Source organism: Streptomyces sp. NBC_00178, assembly GCF_036206005.1.
In the GTDB taxonomy this organism is placed as follows: domain Bacteria; phylum Actinomycetota; class Actinomycetes; order Streptomycetales; family Streptomycetaceae; genus Streptomyces.
Genome location: NZ_CP108143.1, coordinates 278,200 through 293,450 on the forward strand (window position 1 = coordinate 278,200; position 15,251 = coordinate 293,450).

General features: G+C 71.7%; 12 protein-coding genes. 6 read left to right on the plus strand and 6 right to left on the minus strand.

The window, feature by feature from the left end; genetic code table 11:
- Window position 1 precedes the first annotated feature (1 nt).
- Entirely contained in the window at window positions 2–2,518 is a 2,517-nt protein-coding gene (locus OHT61_RS01095; RefSeq protein ID WP_329034153.1) for a carboxypeptidase regulatory-like domain-containing protein, read from the minus strand.
- A 902-nt stretch (window positions 2,519–3,420) separates the two neighbouring features.
- On the opposite strand from OHT61_RS01095, the gene OHT61_RS01100 reads away from it, so the two are divergent.
- The 4 genes from OHT61_RS01100 to OHT61_RS01115 all read left to right on the plus strand — a co-directional run bounded on the left by OHT61_RS01100 (window position 3,421) and on the right by OHT61_RS01115 (window position 6,441).
- Complete coding sequence (locus OHT61_RS01100) at window positions 3,421–4,605, plus strand: globin domain-containing protein (protein WP_329034154.1); 1,185 nt, start codon at window positions 3,421–3,423, stop codon at window positions 4,603–4,605.
- Window positions 4,602–5,264: a pyridoxamine 5'-phosphate oxidase family protein gene (locus tag OHT61_RS01105; RefSeq protein WP_329034156.1), complete on the plus strand. Its 663-nt coding sequence runs from the start codon at window positions 4,602–4,604 to the stop codon at window positions 5,262–5,264. The genes OHT61_RS01100 and OHT61_RS01105 overlap by 4 nt, the downstream gene beginning before the upstream one ends.
- Window positions 5,265–5,683: 419 nt before the next feature.
- A complete protein-coding gene (locus OHT61_RS01110) occupies window positions 5,684–6,181 on the plus strand; it encodes a DUF2975 domain-containing protein (protein WP_329034159.1) in 498 nt (165 codons plus the stop codon).
- Window positions 6,181–6,441: a helix-turn-helix domain-containing protein gene (locus tag OHT61_RS01115; RefSeq protein WP_329034161.1), complete on the plus strand. Its 261-nt coding sequence runs from the start codon at window positions 6,181–6,183 to the stop codon at window positions 6,439–6,441. The genes OHT61_RS01110 and OHT61_RS01115 overlap by 1 nt, the downstream gene beginning before the upstream one ends.
- Window positions 6,442–6,801: 360 nt before the next feature.
- Here the strand turns inward: OHT61_RS01115 and OHT61_RS01120 are convergent, their stop codons facing one another.
- Window positions 6,802–7,827: a C40 family peptidase gene (locus tag OHT61_RS01120; protein WP_329034163.1), complete on the minus strand. Its 1,026-nt coding sequence runs from the start codon at window positions 7,825–7,827 to the stop codon at window positions 6,802–6,804.
- A 365-nt stretch (window positions 7,828–8,192) separates the two neighbouring features.
- Between OHT61_RS01120 and OHT61_RS01125 the strand changes: the two genes are divergently transcribed.
- Entirely contained in the window at window positions 8,193–8,873 is a 681-nt protein-coding gene (locus tag OHT61_RS01125; protein ID WP_329034165.1) for a HEAT repeat domain-containing protein, read from the plus strand.
- Window positions 8,873–9,883, plus strand: coding sequence for a HEAT repeat domain-containing protein (locus tag OHT61_RS01130; RefSeq protein WP_329034168.1), 1,011 nt, complete (start codon window positions 8,873–8,875; stop codon window positions 9,881–9,883). Before OHT61_RS01125 ends, OHT61_RS01130 begins: the two co-directional genes overlap by 1 nt.
- Before the next feature lie 52 nt (window positions 9,884–9,935).
- Here OHT61_RS01130 and OHT61_RS01135 read toward each other — a convergent pair whose 3' ends face one another.
- From OHT61_RS01135 to OHT61_RS01150, 4 genes are read right to left on the minus strand one after another with little or no spacing between them, the layout of a single operon-like run.
- Window positions 9,936–11,324: a phosphomannomutase/phosphoglucomutase gene (locus tag OHT61_RS01135; RefSeq protein WP_329034170.1), complete on the minus strand. Its 1,389-nt coding sequence runs from the start codon at window positions 11,322–11,324 to the stop codon at window positions 9,936–9,938.
- The gene (locus tag OHT61_RS01140; RefSeq protein ID WP_329034172.1) at window positions 11,308–12,930 is read right to left on the minus strand and encodes a glycoside hydrolase family 13 protein; all 1,623 of its coding nucleotides are present in this window, start codon (window positions 12,928–12,930) and stop codon (window positions 11,308–11,310) included. The genes OHT61_RS01135 and OHT61_RS01140 overlap by 17 nt, the downstream gene beginning before the upstream one ends.
- Window positions 12,927–14,171 carry a Gfo/Idh/MocA family protein gene (locus tag OHT61_RS01145; protein WP_329034174.1) on the minus strand — a complete coding sequence of 415 codons (1,245 nt, stop codon included), beginning with the start codon at window positions 14,169–14,171 and terminating at the stop codon, window positions 12,927–12,929. Before OHT61_RS01145 ends, OHT61_RS01140 begins: the two co-directional genes overlap by 4 nt.
- Window positions 14,168–15,244 carry a glycoside hydrolase family 130 protein gene (locus OHT61_RS01150; protein ID WP_329034176.1) on the minus strand — a complete coding sequence of 359 codons (1,077 nt, stop codon included), beginning with the start codon at window positions 15,242–15,244 and terminating at the stop codon, window positions 14,168–14,170. The genes OHT61_RS01145 and OHT61_RS01150 overlap by 4 nt, the downstream gene beginning before the upstream one ends.
- Between the last annotated feature and the right edge of the window lie 7 nt (window positions 15,245–15,251).

The window sequence follows — 15,251 nt, forward strand, 5'->3', positions numbered from 1 at the left end:
GTCAGCCCGGCGGGAGGCGGAAGTTCTGACGGACCACGTCGTCCCGGCGCACCTTGGCCTTGTTCTCAGCGGTGGCGTGGCCCGGGGCGCTCGCCCGCAGGGTGACCTTGCCGGTGGCCCTGTCCGGGGCCGCGACGAACAGCGTGTAGAGGCCGTCGCCGGTCTCCGGGTCGTCCGGCGTCGCGACGGTGAGGGCGACGGCTGCCGGGTACCGCGGGTCGGCGACGGTGGCGCCCGTCAGTCCGGCGCCCGTGACACGGTCGCGGACCGTGCCGACGGCCAGGCCGCCCGGCACCGGAGTGAGGTTCCGGGTGCCGACGTACACGTCGTCTACGGACCAGAAGTACCCCCAGTCGGCGACGAAGTGGAAGCGCAGTCGCACCGCCGCCTCACCCGCCCAGGCACGCAGGCCCACGTGCACGGTACGTCGCTCGGCCGGGCCGCCGCCCGAGGGGGAGGAGGCCCAGGCCGTCTCCCAGGTCGTGCCGCCGTCCGTGGTGACGTCCACACTCATGCGCTGGTTGGACGGGCTGTACAGGTAGGCCGTCTTGAACTCCAGCTCTGCCGACTGGGCGCCCGAAAGATCGTAGACCGGGCTGATCAGCTCGCTGTTCTGGTGGGGACCGATCGACCCGTTGTCACTCTCCACGACGGCGAAGGACCCGCTGCCGCCGGTCCCGTTGCCGCGCCGGGTGGGGTCGTCGAACTGCCAGCCGTTGTGCGTGCCGGGGGCGTTGGCGACGGACCATCCGTGCGGGGCCGAGGTCGTGGAGTCGAAGGTCTCGGTCGCACCGTCACGACGGAGCGTGTAGCCCGCGGCCTTGGCGGTGTCCGGGTCCGCCGTCAGGCCGAAGTCCGCGGTGACCGCCCGCTTCCCCACCGTCACCTCGCGCTCGGCGGGCTCGTAGCCGGGCAGGTCGGGGGTGACGTCCAGGGTGTAGGTGGCGCCCATGGGCAGGGAGAGCTCGTAGCGTCCGGTGGCGGCATCGGTCCAGACGGGGGCCTCGGGCGAGCCGTTCACCGCGACCCGCGCGTAGAGCGGCCAGCCGTGGCCGGAGCCGTCCTCGACCGTGCCGCGGATCTTCTTGCGCTTGATGACGTCCAGCCGGAAGTTCCGAGTGACCGACTGCCCGTCCGAGAGCGAGATGCGGGCCGGCGCCGAGGTGGTGTAGCCGAAGGCACGTGCCGTCAGGCCGTCGACCGCTCCCGCCGGAAGGTCGAGCTTGTACACGCCCTGGTCGTCGGTGGTGGCCACGTCCAGGCCCGATCCGACGGTGGCCCGGGCTACCGGCTTGCCGGTAGCGGCGTCCTTGACGGTGCCGGTGAGCGTGCCGTGCGGGCCGCTGCGGAAGGCGGCGAGGCCCGCGGGAGTGCCGAGCCCGGTCGGACCGTCGTAGCCGGGGCCGGCCGTGCAGAGGTAGTCGGTGTCGCAGGGGCCGTTGGTGCCGGAGGTGATGTCGTTGAGTCCGCCGCCGGCCGCGTACGGGTAGGCGGCGGGCCGGGTGCCGGGCCGGGGGCTTCCCGCAAGCGCGTAGACCGAGGCGATCAGCGGGGCGGAGACGCTCGTGCCGCCGTACCGCTGCCAGCCGATGCCCTCGCTGCCGTACGTGTGGTAGACGGCGACGTTGTCCGCGACCGCGGAGACGTCGGCGACGCTTCGGCCGGTGCAGCCGGTGTCCTTCTGGTAGTCGGGCCTGGCCTGGAACTGCGCGCAGCCGGAACCGGGGCCGTAGTTTCCGCGGGTCCAGACCGACTCCGTCCAGCCGCGGGGGGTGTCCGGGGCCGGGGTGAGGTTCGTGCCGCCGACCGCCGTCACGAAGGGCAGCGTCGAGGGGAACTGGAGCCCGTACCGGTAGTCGCCGCTGGCCACGACCACGGCGACACCGGGGTGGTCGTAGTGCGCGCCGTAGGTGGCCAGGTCGGAGGCGAGGTCACCTGACCTGCCGTAGGAGTTCGACACGAACCGGGCACCGAGGGCGACCGCCCTGTCGACGCCCGCGGCGAGGTTCTCCAGACCGGCGTTGTCGGTCTCGATCAGGAGGATGTGCGCGCCCGGGGCGGCCGCGGAGACCATGTCGAGGTCCAGCGCGATCTCGCCTGCCCACGAGTTGTCCGTCTGCGGGTAGTCGGTGCCTCCGCGCTGGTCGACCTTCTTGAAGCAGCCGTTCGCGGTCGTGCAGGGCGGCAGGCCGTACTGCGCGCGGTAGACGGCCAGGTCGGCCTCGGCGTTGGGGTTGTCGTACGCGTCGACGATGGCGATCGTCTGCCCCGCTCCCCCGTCGGCGGGCAGGCTGTACGCGCTCTGGATGTCCTTCGGGCCCAGCCCGGGAGGAGTCGCGGCGGCAGCGAGCCTCAGCATCGGCGTCTGGCCGGCGGCGCGCAGAGCGAGGCACGCCGCTTCGCTCCTACCCGGAGAACCGCACAGTGGTTCCAGGGCTGCCGGGGAGGGCGCGGCCTCGGCCGGTGCCGGGAGGGCGGCGGCGGGTGCCGCTGCCTGCGCGCTCGGCTGAGCGCCCATCAGGACCAGGGCAGCGGCGCAGAGGGTGGCAGCGCCGCGGCCGAGTATGCGGAAGACCGGATGGGTTCTTCTCGCGGAGGATGTTGACACAGTTCACCGATTCGTACCGGGGACCCCCGAACGGGTCCGATCACAGATGGGGTGTGACCCACCGGTGATCAATTACGTGTCCCGTCAAGTTACGTGTCAATACATCCGGCGTTGCTTCTCCGTTTCGCCGGGGACGAATGAATGCACCCTTCCCGGAGGGGACTTACCGCGCGAAGACCTCTCGTATCCGGCAGACGGCACCGGGCGTGGAACGCCTGTGACACCAGGACACGGACGCGCCGGCCCCATGGACGCAGGGCCCGTGCCGGACGTGTCGTCAGCCGGGAAAGGACGGGCGGCTTCGGCGGGTTGCACCGTGTCTCCTGGCGCTCCACTCGCTTCCGGCTGCGAGGTGTCCGCAGCCGCTGCGCTCCGGGCCGCCGTGTTCTGCACGCCGGCGGCGGGCGGGGATCCGCGGCAGCGGGCCCGCGTCTTTTCCACCCCGCGCTTTGCTTTGGCAAGCAGGCCGACGGAGCGGGCTCCCTGCTTCTTCCCCCGTCCGTTTCAGCGGTGTCGTTGGTTCACACTCGTCCCGATACTTCCGCACGACACACTTGTGAAGGTGTTGCGCAGGATCCCGGGTGGTCGGTTGGCAGGGTCAGAGGCGGGCACAAAGATGCGTCCGTTGCACATCATGTTTCACCACTCCTGGCACGCCGGGATCGGAAGCACCTCACGAATGCGAAGCACCTCTTGCTTGCACAGCCGTTCAGCCTGGTCCTCCCCGCGTCCGGCCAGGACTGTCATCCCCCCCACACGCTTCACGTGCGGCCCTCCCCCCTCACCCACCTTCCGTCGGACGGTGGCAGGAGATGATGCCCACGGCACCCACGGACCGAGAGATCCTCCTGGTGCGCTCCAGCGTCGCCGCGGTCGAACCGCAGGCCGCGGAGATGACCGTGTACTTCTACGCCATCCTGTTCGCACGGTACCCGGAGGTCCGGGGGCTGTTCCCCGAGAACATGGACGTGCAGCGCGACCGGCTGCTGCGCGGCCTGCTGCGCATCATCGACCTGGTCGACGACGTGGACAAGCTGGTCGAATTCTGCTCGCGGCTGGGGCGTGACCACCGCAAGTTCGGGACGATGGACGCTCATTACCCCGCTGTGGGCGAGTGTCTGCTCGCCGCCGTGGCCCGGTACGCGGGACCTGCCTGGAACGACGAGCTCGCCACGGCCTGGACCCGCTCCTACACCGTCGCCGCCCACGTGATGATGGCAGCGGCGGCCGATGACGTCCGGCTCCGCCCGGCGACCTGGGAAGCCCAGATCATCCACCACGCCTACCGCGGACACGGGATCGCGGAGGTCACCGTGCGCCCCGACCTTCCCTACCCCTTCGTGGCCGGGCAGTACGTGAGCCTGGAGACCCCCTGGCATCCGCGCGCCTGGCGGCACTACTCCCCCTGCCACCCACCGCGTCCGGACGGCACCCTGACCTTCCACGTACGCGCCGTCCCCGACGGGCCGGTCAGCAGCGCCCTGGTGTATCACGCCGCCCCGGGCCATATCGTGCGGCTGGGGCCGCCACAGGGCGACATGACACTCGCGTCGGCAGGCGACCGCGATCTGGTGTGTGTGGCCGGCGGTACCGGCCTCGCCCCGGTTCGCGCCCTTCTGGAGGAGGCCGCCGCCCACGACATGCGCCGGTACGTCGACCTGTTCGTGGGCGCCCGCACCGCCGAGGAGCTCTACGGCCTGGACGACATGCTGCGCATGGCCCAGCGGCACCACTGGCTGACGGTCCGCGCTTCCGTCTCCCACCAGGAGATCCCCGGCCAGCAGGGAACGCTCCCCCAGGTCCTGCGTGAATTCGGCCCCTGGGACCGCCACGAAGCCTTTCTGTGCGGGCCGCCCGACATGGTCACGACCGCCGTCGACACACTCCTGCGCCAGGGCACACCGCGGGCCCACATCCACCACGACCCGATCGAGACCCCCGTCCTCACTGCTCCCCTCACCCCGCCGCGAACCAGTCTGGAGAACGCCCCCCAGTGACGCACCACGACGCCACCCCCTCCGACGGAGAACGCCGGCTACAGGCGCACCTGGGGAGCCGAGAGCGAGCCGACGCCTTCTACGACCGGCAGGTCCACCCATACCTCACCGCGGCCATGCGCGATTTCGTCCACCGCCAGTCCATGGTCTTCCTCTCCACCGCCGACGCCCGTGGACAGTGCGACGCGACGTTCCGTGCGGGCCCCCCGGGTTTCGTCGTCACCCTGGACGACCGGACCCTGGCCTACCCGGAGTACCGGGGCAACGGCGTACTCGCCAGCGCGGGCAACATCACCGAGAACCCGCACATCGGACTGCTCTTCATGGACTTCACCCACGACCACATCGGATTGCACGTCAACGGTTCCGCCGGGCTCGTCAGTGACTACGACCTGCGCGGCGCGCACCCCCGCCTCCCCACCGACACCGCCCCCGGCCGCAGGCCCCTGCTGTGGACACTGGTGAACGTGCACGAGGCGTACGTGCACTGCTCCAAACACATACCGCACCTCGAACCCGCGCCCCGGACGGCATCCGGCCACAAACGCCCCAAGGACGCCGACTACTTCACCGAGAATCCCGCCGCAACGGCCGGCGTGCCCGGACTCACCCGTGAAGGCCCGCTCGGTCACCCTCACGCGGGCATACTGGACCGCTGAGCCTGGACCCCCGCAGTGGCCGGAGCGGGCTTCCCCTGTACCCGGTGAAGGTGTTGCGTCGCCCGCTGTGGCGGCGCAGCTGCGCGGAGCCCCCACCGCACCGGAAGCCGCCCTCGGGCCGGCAACCGCCTCTCATGAGCGCCGCCCGGGCGCCGGCTCCGGCGGCTTCCGGCACCGGGTGACGCTGTGCCGGACGAACCCCGGGTGGCCCGTCCGTAGCGGTGAGGCCGTGCACCGCTCCTCTCCGTCGCGCGTGTCCCCCTCGTCGACAGCGCGGCCGGCCCGGCCGTTCCACATCACCCCGCCACGCGCTTGTCCGCCGCGGGGCAGGGGGCACGGAGCTCTCTCGGCCTCACCCCACTTGCCCGACCTATCGAATCTCGATACATTCCCATCGTTATTCGATCGAGGGAGAAGTGATGGGACGGATTACGGTGCTCGCGCTCCGTGTCGTGATCGCGATGCTGCTGGCGGGCTCACTGCTCATTCAGACGGTGATGGTGCCCTTGCTCAGCGCCGACATGGACGAGGCCGGTGGAGAACTCGGCCACCTGCGCATCCCCGTCTCGCTGATCGTCCTCCTCGGCCTGCTCTCGGTCGAGGTGGTACTGGTCTGCGTGTGGCGACTGGTGACGATGGCGCGCCTCGGGACGGTGTTCTCCTTCGAAGCCTTTCGCCATGTCGACATCGTGATGACCGCCGTCGTGGCCGCCGCCGTCCTCGTCTTCTCGCTCGGATTCGTCCTCGCCCCCGGGGAGGCCGTCGCGCCGGGTATCGTGCTCATGATCGGTGGCGCAGGTGTGGCCGTCCTCGGGGTGGCACTCATCGTCCTGGTGCTTCGCACGTTGCTGTCCCAGGCGGTCGCGCGAGATGTGGAGGCAGCGCGGATGCAGGCCGAGTTGGACGAGGTGATCTGATGCCGATCACCGTGGACATCGACGTGATGCTCGTCCGGCGCAAGATGTCGGTGGGTGAACTGGCGGACCGCGTCGGCATCACCCCGGCCAACCTCGCGGTGCTCAAGAACGGCCGCGCCAAGGCAGTACGGTTCGCGACCCTCGCCGCGCTCTGCGCGGCGCTCGACTGTCAGCCGGGCGACCTGCTGCGCTGGGAGCCCGCCGACGGCGAGCAGGCTCCGGACAGCGTCACACGCATCGGGGGCCCTGAGCGCGGCTGACCTCGCGGGCCGCCGGAAGCCGCCCACGAAGTCCATCGGCCCGGGCCCCCGACGTCGCGCCGTCCGCGTCGGCGCTCCTGGTTGTTCGACCACCCGGCGGGCTCCCGGTTCTTCGACCACCCGGCGGCCGGCTTCGGCGTCCCCACGTCCCGGCGCGGGCCACTCGCCGCACGACCGCGATCGGCCCGCCCGGGAAAGACGTGGCGCAGCACCCGAGAACGGGCCTACGGGGGCGAGACGGCCGGCCGCCCTACCTTCTGCCGCCTGCCGCCGGGAGGGCACCCGACCGGGGACGGGCCTCGGCCGGCCGAAGGCGCGGCAGGTGCGCGGCAGCGGCACAGAGCCCGGGTACCCGACCGGTCAGATGCGGACCGCGGCCTGGTAACTGCCGACGGTGTTCATCGACTCGTAGCGGACGTAGGCACCCGGGTAGGGGGCGTGCAGCACGGTGTTGTTGCCGGCGTAGAGGCCCACGTGCTGGGTGTTGCTGAAGAAGACCAGGTCACCGGGCTTGAGCTGGCTGCGCGCGATGCGAGTGCCCTCGTTGATCTGGGTGAACGTGGTGCGGGTGATGTTGGCACCCGCCTGGGCGTAGGCCCACATGGTCAGGCCCGAGCAGTCGAAGGAGTCGGGGCCGGTGGCGGCGCGCACGTACGGCTTGCCCACCCGCGAGTCGGCGGCCGCGAGCGCGGCAGCGCCGAGAGCGGACGCGGGGACCTCGTTGCCGAGGTTCACCCGGTCGCCGGCATCGCGGCTGGCACGCTGCTCGTCGGCGGTTATCCTGGCCCGCTCGGCGGCGGTGAGGGTGTTGAGCAGCTTCTGCGCCTCGGCGAGCTTGCCCTGGAACTTCTGCTTGTTCTTGCCCAGGGCCTCCCGGACGTCGTCGAGGTCGGCGAGCTTGGCCTGCGCCTCCTTGCGCTGCTGCGCGAGGGTGCGCTGCTTCGCCTGGATCTTCTGCAGGGACTCGGCCTGCTTGGCGGTCAGCTGGTCGAGCGCGGAGGCCTGGTCGAGGAAGCTGTCCGGGTCCGAGGAGAGCAGCAGCTGGACCGACGGGTCGAGACCACCGGAGCGGTACTGCGCCGTCGCCAGCGAACCGAGCTGGCCGCGCAGGATGTTGAGCTCGTCCTGGCCGCGGGCGACCGTGTCCTGGAGTGCCTCGGCCTGCTTCTTCAGCTTGTCCTGCTGCTCCTTGGCGCCGTTGTACTTCTCCGTGGCCTCCTCGGCCTCGTGGTACAGCTTGTCGACCTTCGCCTTGACCTCTTTCGTGGTCGGCTTGGGGTCGGCGTGCGCGGCCTGGGAGGTCAGCGCCACGGCCGCTGCGGCGGTCGCGGTGAGCACGGTCACGCGGGTGCGACTCGGCTGCTTGGGACGACGGTGGGACGCCACGAAGGCGAGCTCCTTCTTCCTCGAGCCGCCTACCGGGCTGTGGGGGACAGGATCCCCGGCTCCGTACACATCACACGGAATCGGCGGTTCCTCCGCCGCCACCACCCCGGATGGGTGACGATCATGCGAAGGTCAGAGGCCTGACTTTAGTGACCATCTTGTAATCAGTTCAATGTTCGAGTGAATAATGTCGACACTCCGCGCACTTCTTTACCCGCAACACACAGCCGGTGATCACGACTTGACGGCCAGTCGCGCCCCATCGGCCGTCCCCGCCGTCCACGCCCCCGGACCACGGTGCCACCCGCGCCCGCTTGACCTTCACACGGTGACAAGGTCTTCGCTGGAGCGAGGAGGTGGTCCCCATGACCTTGCCGGAGCACGGTCCGGATACGAGCGGAGTTCTGCGGGAGCTCGAGAGCGGCAGTTCGTCGGCGCGGCTGCGTGCGGCGCTGGCACTCGGCACGGTCCCCGACCCACGGTCCGTCGGCCCGCTCATCGAGCGCTGCGCGATCGAGCCCGAATTCCTGGTGCGCGACATGCTCACATGGGCGCTCACCCGTCACGCCTCCTCGACGACCGTCCCGCGACTGGTCGCGGAGCTGCGCTCGGAGCGGCCCCAGGCACGGAGCCAGGCGCTGCACACGCTGTCCAAGATCGGTGATGGCCGGGCGTGGCCGGCCCTCACCCGGGCACTCCTGACCGATGCCGACGACGAAGTGGCACGGAGCGCCTGGCGGGCGGCGGTCGTACTCGTGCCCGAAGGCGAGGAGGGCGAGTTGGCGGCGGTCCTGTCGACGCAGCTCGGTCGTGGCGGGCTCGAGACGCGGCGGAGTCTCAGCCGGGCGCTCATCGCCCTCGGCGACGTGGTCGTGCCGGCGTTGAGCGCGGCGACGGCGGACACGGACGCCGAGCCCGGCGTACGCGAGCACGCGATGGCCACCGAACGGCTGTTGCGCGACCCCGACGCGGGATTCGCGTTCGCGATCGAGGACGCGAAGCGCATCATGGTCCTCGGGCCGGCAGGACAGGAGGGTGGCGGGTAGTGCTGATCGGTGAGGTCGCGCGGCGGTCCGGGGTCAGCGCACGCATGCTCAGGCACTACGACGCGCTCGGCCTGGTGCGGCCGACCGGCCGTACCGGGTCGGGCTACCGCGAGTACTCCGGCGACGACATCCGGCGGATCTTCCACATCGAGAGCCTGCGGTCCCTGGGCCTGTCGCTGCGTGACGTCGGACGCGCACTGGACGACCCCGGTTTCGAGCCCTCGGAGCTGGTCGACGACCTGATCCGCCGTACCCGGGAACGCATCGCCGACGAGACGGCTCTGCTGACGCGGCTCCGCCGGATCGGGGCTGCGCGACCCGGTGACTGGGAGGACGTCCTCCAGACCGTCTCGCTGCTCCAGTCGCTGGGGTCGAAGAGCGCGGGGACGCGTCAGCGTGCGGCCCTGTCCGCCGTGGGAGAGGTGCCGGTCGAGGCGCTGGCCGAGGCCGCCCTGCGCGAGGAGGACCCGCATGTGGCCGGCGCCCTCCGGTGGGCCCTGGCCCGGTCGGGCAAAGGCGCCCCGGCGCTTTTGGCGGAGGGGCTCGGCTCGACGGCGGCCCAGGTCCGCAAGCGTGCCGTCCGGTCGCTCGCGGAGATCCCGGGCGACGAGTCGACGGCACTGCTGCGGGGCGCCCTCGCGCACACGGACGTCGTGGTCCGCGGGTACGCGGCCCTGGCACTCGGAGAACGCGGGGACGCCGACGCCGTCCCGGCCCTCGTCGACATGGTCGTCGGCGAGACGAACGACGTCGACGCGGCCGACGTCCTCGGCACACTGGCGCGTCGTCCCGGTCAGGCGGACCGGATCGCCACGCTCCTCGTCGAGCGCCTCGACCACGGCGCTCCGGAGGCCGCCGCCCGCAGACGTCTGGCGCAGGCACTCGCGGACGTACCAGGAGACACCGCCTCGGCCGCCCTCGAACGACTGACGCACGACGACGACCGCGCCGTCTCCCTGACCGCGGCGTACGTCCTGCGACTGCGTGAGGGTGATCCGCCCGCACCGTGAGACCGGCGCGCGTGCGGGCTGCGCCGGTCCCAGGGCGGCCGCGAGGGCCGGCTCACGAGCGGACGAGAGCCAGGACCTCGTCGCGCAGGTTCCGCATGGTGTGCGGGTCGCGCGCCTCGACGTTCAGCCGGAGAAGGGGCTCCGTGTTGGACGGCCGGAGGTTGAACCACCAGCTGTCGCCCTCGACGGTGAGACCGTCGAGTTCGTCGAGGGTGACGCCGGTCCGGTCGCGCCAGGCCGTACGGACGGCGGTGAGGCGTTCGGCCGGGTCCCCGACGGTGGAGTTGATCTCTCCTGAGGCGGCGTACCGCTCGAAACCGCGCGTGAGGGCGGAGAGGGTGCCGTCCTGTCCGCCGAGCGCGGCAAGGACGTGGAGTGCGGCGAGCATCCCGGTGTCGGCGTTCCAGAAGTCCGCGAAGTAGTAGTGCGCGGAGTGCTCGCCGCCGAAGACGGCACCGGTGCGGGCCATCTCGGCCTTGATGAAGGAGTGTCCGACGCGGGTGCGCACCGGTGTGCCCCCGGCCTCGCGGATCACCTCGGGGACCGCGCGCGAGGTGATCAGGTTGTGCAGGACGGTGGCGCCGGGCCTGCGTGCGAGCTCGCGGGACGCGACGAGCGCGGTGACGGCTGAGGGTGAGACGGGCTCGCCCCGTTCGTCGACGACGAAGCAGCGGTCGGCGTCACCGTCGAAGGCGAGGCCGAGGTCGGCGTGCTCGGCACGCACACGGGCCTGGAGGTCGACGATGTTGGCCGGGTCGAGCGGGTTGGCCTCGTGGTTGGGGAAGCTGCCGTCGAGCTCGAAGTACAGGGGTACGACATCGAGGGGGAGCCCGGCGAGAACGGTCGGCACGGTGTGGCCGCCCATGCCGTTGCCCGCGTCCACGACGACCTTGAGCGGGCGGATCGCCGTCAGGTCCACGAGGGTGCGCAGGTGTCGTGCGTACTCCTCCAGGGTGTCGTGGTGCGTGACGGTGCCGGTGCGTTCGGGGGACGGTGCGGGCGCGCCGGTGTCGGACCACTGCTCGACGAGTGTGCGGATCTCGGCCAGGCCGCTGTCCTGACCGATCGGCGAGGCGCCGGCGCGGCACATCTTGATCCCGTTGTAGCGGGCGGGGTTGTGCGAGGCGGTGAACATGGCGCCGGGCAGGCCGAGCGCGCCGGAGGCGTAGTAGAGCTGGTCCGTGGAGCACAGGCCGGTCTCGGTGACATCGGCTCCCTGGGCGGCGGCGCCTCGTGCGAAGGCACGCGCGAGGCCGGGCGAGGTGCTGCGCATGTCGTGTCCGGTGACGAGCGCACGCGCCCCGGTGACCCGTACGAACGCGGCACCGAACAGTTCGGCCGTCGACTCGTCCCACTGGTCGGGGACGACGCCGCGCACGTCGTACGCCTTGACCAGCGAGGAGAGGTCGGTGCGCGGTGAGGGGTCAGTGGACGGGGCCATGGCCGTCTCCTTCGTTGTGCTGTGGTTCGGTGTCGTCGACGAGCCACAGAGCTGTGTCGGGCGGGATCGTGCCGCCGTCGAACGGCCCGCTCGCCAGCACCGGACTGCCCGTGAGACCGAGCCCGGCCAACGGCAGTGGTTGCGTGCCGAGGTTGACGACGCAGGTCAGCGCCGAGCGGCGGAAGGCGAGGTACGGGTCGGTGGGTGCCGAGTACCAACGCGGCGCGGCCGTCGGGTCGTACGCGGGGTGTGCGCGGCGCAGGCGGAGTGCTTCGCGGTACAGGGTGAGTGTGGAGGCGGGGTCCCGTTCCTGGGCGGCCACGGTGTACGGGGCCCAGTCGTCCGGCTGCGGCAGCCAGGTGCGCTCGGCCTTCGCTGTGGTGAAACCGTACGGGGGCAGGTCGCCGGACCAGGGCAGCGGCACGCGGGAGCCGTCACGTCCCCGGTCGGTGTGACCGGAGCGTTCCCACAGGGGGTCGAGGATGCGGTGGTCGGGGATGGTGGCCTGTGGCAGGCCCAGTTCCTCGCCCTGGTACAGGTAGGCGGAGCCGGGCAGCGCGAGCATGAGCAGCGCGGCGGCCCGCGCCCGCATGGCGGAACCGAGGCGGGTCACCGGCCGTACCGCGTCGTGGCTGGAGAGCAGCCAGGTGACGGCTCCTCCGCCTGGTGCGGAAAGGGAGGCGTCGATGACGCGACGGAGCTCGGCCGGGTCCCAGGCGGCTTCCAGGAACGCGAAGTTGAAGGCCTGGTGCATCTCGTCGGGGCGGATGTAGCGGGCGAGCCTGGCCGGGTCGAACACGGCGGATTCGGCGACCATGACGCGGTCGTGCGGGGCCACCGCGCCCGGCGGCGCGGGGTGGGTGTCCAGGAGTTTGCGCCATTCGCGGTACAGCGGGTGCAGTTCCTCCTGGTCGTAGTAGGGCATGAGGTGGTTGCGCAGCGGGTCCTGGTGCTGGCCGGGACCGGCGTCGGGCATGCCCTCGGCCTTGAAAAGAGCGTGCGCCACGTCGACGCGGAAGCCGTCCACCCCGCGGTCCAGCCAGTACCGCAGGACGTCGGAGAACGCGGAACGCACCTCCTGCTCACGCCAGTTGAGGTCGGGTTGCTCGGGGGCGTGCAGGTGGCAGTACCACTCGCCGTCGGCCACGCGGGTCCACGCGGGGCCACCGAAGGCGGACTGCCAGTCGTTGGGCGGGAGTTCACCGGCGAGGCCGCGGCCCGGGCGGAAGAGGTACCGGCCGCGGGCGGTGGAGCCGGGGCCCGCTGCGAGCGCCTCCCGGAACCAGGGGTGCTGGTCGGAGGTGTGGTTGGGGACGAGGTCGACGATGAGCTTCAGGCCCAGGTCGTGGGCGCGGGCGGTGAGCCGGTCGAAGTCCTCGGAGGTGCCGAGGTCGGGCGCGACGGCCGTGTAGTCGGCGATGTCGTATCCGCCGTCCGCGAGCGGCGAGGGGTAGAACGGCGTGATCCACACGGCGTCCGCGCCCAGTTCCGCGATGTGGCCGAGGCGGGCCGTCGCTCCGGCGAGGTCGCCGGTCCCGTCACCGTCCCAGTCGGCGAAGGCGCGGGGGTACAACTCGTAGCAGACGGTGTCCTGCCACCAGCTCATGAGGACTCCTGGATGTGCGGTGGAGCGAGGGTGTCCGCGAGGCCGTCGGGGCCGGGGACACGTTGTTCCGTACCGGTCTCGGCGGCCACGGTGGCGGCCTCCGCGACGGCGACGGCCGTGAGACCGGAGATCGCGTCGGCGACGGGGGTGCCTCCGTCACGCGCGACACGGACCAGATCGGCCACGGCGGCGCGGACGCTCTCGGTGTAGACGTGCGGCTTGCGGGGCTCACCGCCGAGGTCGAGGACGGCTCGCACGCGGTGCGGCGCGAAGCGTGCCTCGTCGCGTCCGCGCGTGAGGTCGGCCCCTCCGGCGCCGCGTTCGACCGTGACGGTGACGCGTTCGCCGCCGTGCGGCCGGAAGCCGTCGACGTGGAGCAGCGCCTCCGCACGGGCCGGGAGCTTCTCCCACGCCTCTGCGCCGGCGTCGCCGGTCCACGCCGAGATCTCCGCGTGGACCGGTATCCAGCCGTCGATCCTCGTCTCGGCGAAACCGTGGTCCAGGCGCATCAGCTGGCGTTCGCAGCGGTGCGCGTGGGTGAAGGAGTGCAGGTGTGAGGCGAGAACACCGCCGGGGTGGAGGACGTCGGCGCTGACCATGTCGACGGGCCCGCCCGGCCGGCGTACCTCGGTCGCACGCACGCTGAGCGGGTCGGAGCCCAGCAGGGCTCGCGCCGCGTCGAAGAAGTGCACGCCGTGCTCGACGAAGATGCCTCCGCTGTGCCCCGGGTCCCAGAACCAGTGGCCGGCGCCGAGGTCCTCGTCGGAGGCGTCGTTCTCGAAGAGGAACCGGCGCGGGGGCGCGAGCAGCCCTTCCCCGATGAGTCCCTGCAGGGCCCTGAGGAGCGGGTTGTAGCGCAGGACGTGGTCGACGACGAGGGCACGCCCGGCGCGTTCGGCCTCGCGGGCAACCTGGCGGGCGTCCTCGGTGGTGGTCGCGAGCGGCTTCTCGCAGAAGACGTGCCGGCCGGCGCGCAGGGCGGCCGTGGCCATCGCGGCGTGCGCGGCCGGCGGTGTGGCGATGGCGACGGCCTCCACGTCCTCGCGCTCCAGCATGTCCTCCAGGGAGCCGAGCGCGGGGACGCCGTGCCGCTCGCCGAGGGCCTTCGCCCGTACGGGGTCGGGGTCGGCGACGGCGGTCAGGCGCAGCCCGGGCAGGCCCGCCACGGCGTCCAGGACATACGCCCCGAAGCCGCCGCAGCCGACCAGTCCGAGGCCGAGGGGGGCCGGCGCGGATGTCATGCCGTGCGCTCCAGGAGAGCGACGCCGATGTGCGCGTCGGCCATGCCGTAGAACACGTACAGCTGCCCGTCGATCTCCTCGATGGCGGTCGGGAAGACGACGTTCGGGACGGTGCCCGCGCGTTCCTCCTCCGTCTCGGGTGCCATCAGCGGCTCCTCGGAGCGGGCCAGGACCTTCGAGGGGTCAGCGGGGTCGAGGATCATCGCACCGGCCGCGTAGGACACCGACTGGTTCTGCGCGAAGGGGTCCTCGATGTGGCCGGAGACGCCGTGGTGGATGAGGAGCCAGCCCTCGGGCACACGGATCGGGGCGGGGCCGCCGCCGATCTTCAGCTCCTCCCACGGGTGCTCCGACAGGGCGACGAGGCGGTGGTCGCGGGGGCGCGCCAGGGCGCGGATGTCGGCCTCGACCTCGGCGACGGGCACGTACGAGATCCAGATGCCGGGCCGTTCGTCGGTGATCCCGGCCGGGAGGTGGACACCCTCGCCGGGGCGGAACCAGCCGAGGTCCCACATGGGGCGGTGCAGCATGGCGTACGCGGGCTCGCCGTCCGGGCCCGGGACGGGCTCGGGGAAGTGGACGACGTCCTTGTTCGGGAAGAGGTTGAGATCGGTGTCGAGGTCGGGCTGGTAGGCGAACTGGACCGGTCCGATGCGGGTCCAGCTGGTCAGGTCCTCGGACACGGCGAGGGCCGGCTTGGGGCCGAGCGGGCCGTAGGCGACGTAGGACATGACGTGCTTGCCGAGCGAGGGTATCCAGGTGACGCGCGGGTCCTCGACGCCGGCGTTGTTCTTGCCGCGCTCCCAGCCCTCGTCGGGCGAGAGGACGACTCCGCGCCGCTCGACGCCGCTGGGCACGCCGTCGGTGAAGGTGACCTCGGCGAGGCCGACACGGGACACGTTGCCCTCGGCCACGAGGCGCGGCAGCAGGTGCAGGCGGCCGTCGGGGGTACGGCCGGACGCGGGGTTCAGGACTCCCTCGGCCTCGTTCGCCTCGCCGGGCAGCGGGGACATGATCAGGCCTTTGCGCACCAGTCGGTACGGGATGTTCGAGGTGGTGCTGGTGGTGCTCATGGGGGAA

Excerpts from the sequence above, each read along its gene's own strand:
- OHT61_RS01110 (WP_329034159.1), top strand. The coding sequence starts at position 5,684 with ATGGGACGGATTACGGTGCTCGCGCTCCGTGTCGTGATCGCGATGCTG.
- OHT61_RS01150 (WP_329034176.1), bottom strand. The coding sequence starts at position 15,244 with ATGAGCACCACCAGCACCACCTCGAACATCCCGTACCGACTGGTGCGC.
- OHT61_RS01115 (WP_329034161.1), top strand. The coding sequence starts at position 6,181 with ATGCCGATCACCGTGGACATCGACGTGATGCTCGTCCGGCGCAAGATG.
- OHT61_RS01135 (WP_329034170.1), bottom strand. The coding sequence starts at position 11,324 with ATGGCCCCGTCCACTGACCCCTCACCGCGCACCGACCTCTCCTCGCTG.
- OHT61_RS01145 (WP_329034174.1), bottom strand. The coding sequence starts at position 14,171 with ATGACATCCGCGCCGGCCCCCCTCGGCCTCGGACTGGTCGGCTGCGGC.
- OHT61_RS01125 (WP_329034165.1), top strand. The coding sequence starts at position 8,193 with ATGACCTTGCCGGAGCACGGTCCGGATACGAGCGGAGTTCTGCGGGAG.
- OHT61_RS01140 (WP_329034172.1), bottom strand. The coding sequence starts at position 12,930 with ATGAGCTGGTGGCAGGACACCGTCTGCTACGAGTTGTACCCCCGCGCC.
- OHT61_RS01100 (WP_329034154.1), top strand. The coding sequence starts at position 3,421 with ATGATGCCCACGGCACCCACGGACCGAGAGATCCTCCTGGTGCGCTCC.
- OHT61_RS01095 (WP_329034153.1), bottom strand. The coding sequence starts at position 2,518 with ATGGGCGCTCAGCCGAGCGCGCAGGCAGCGGCACCCGCCGCCGCCCTC.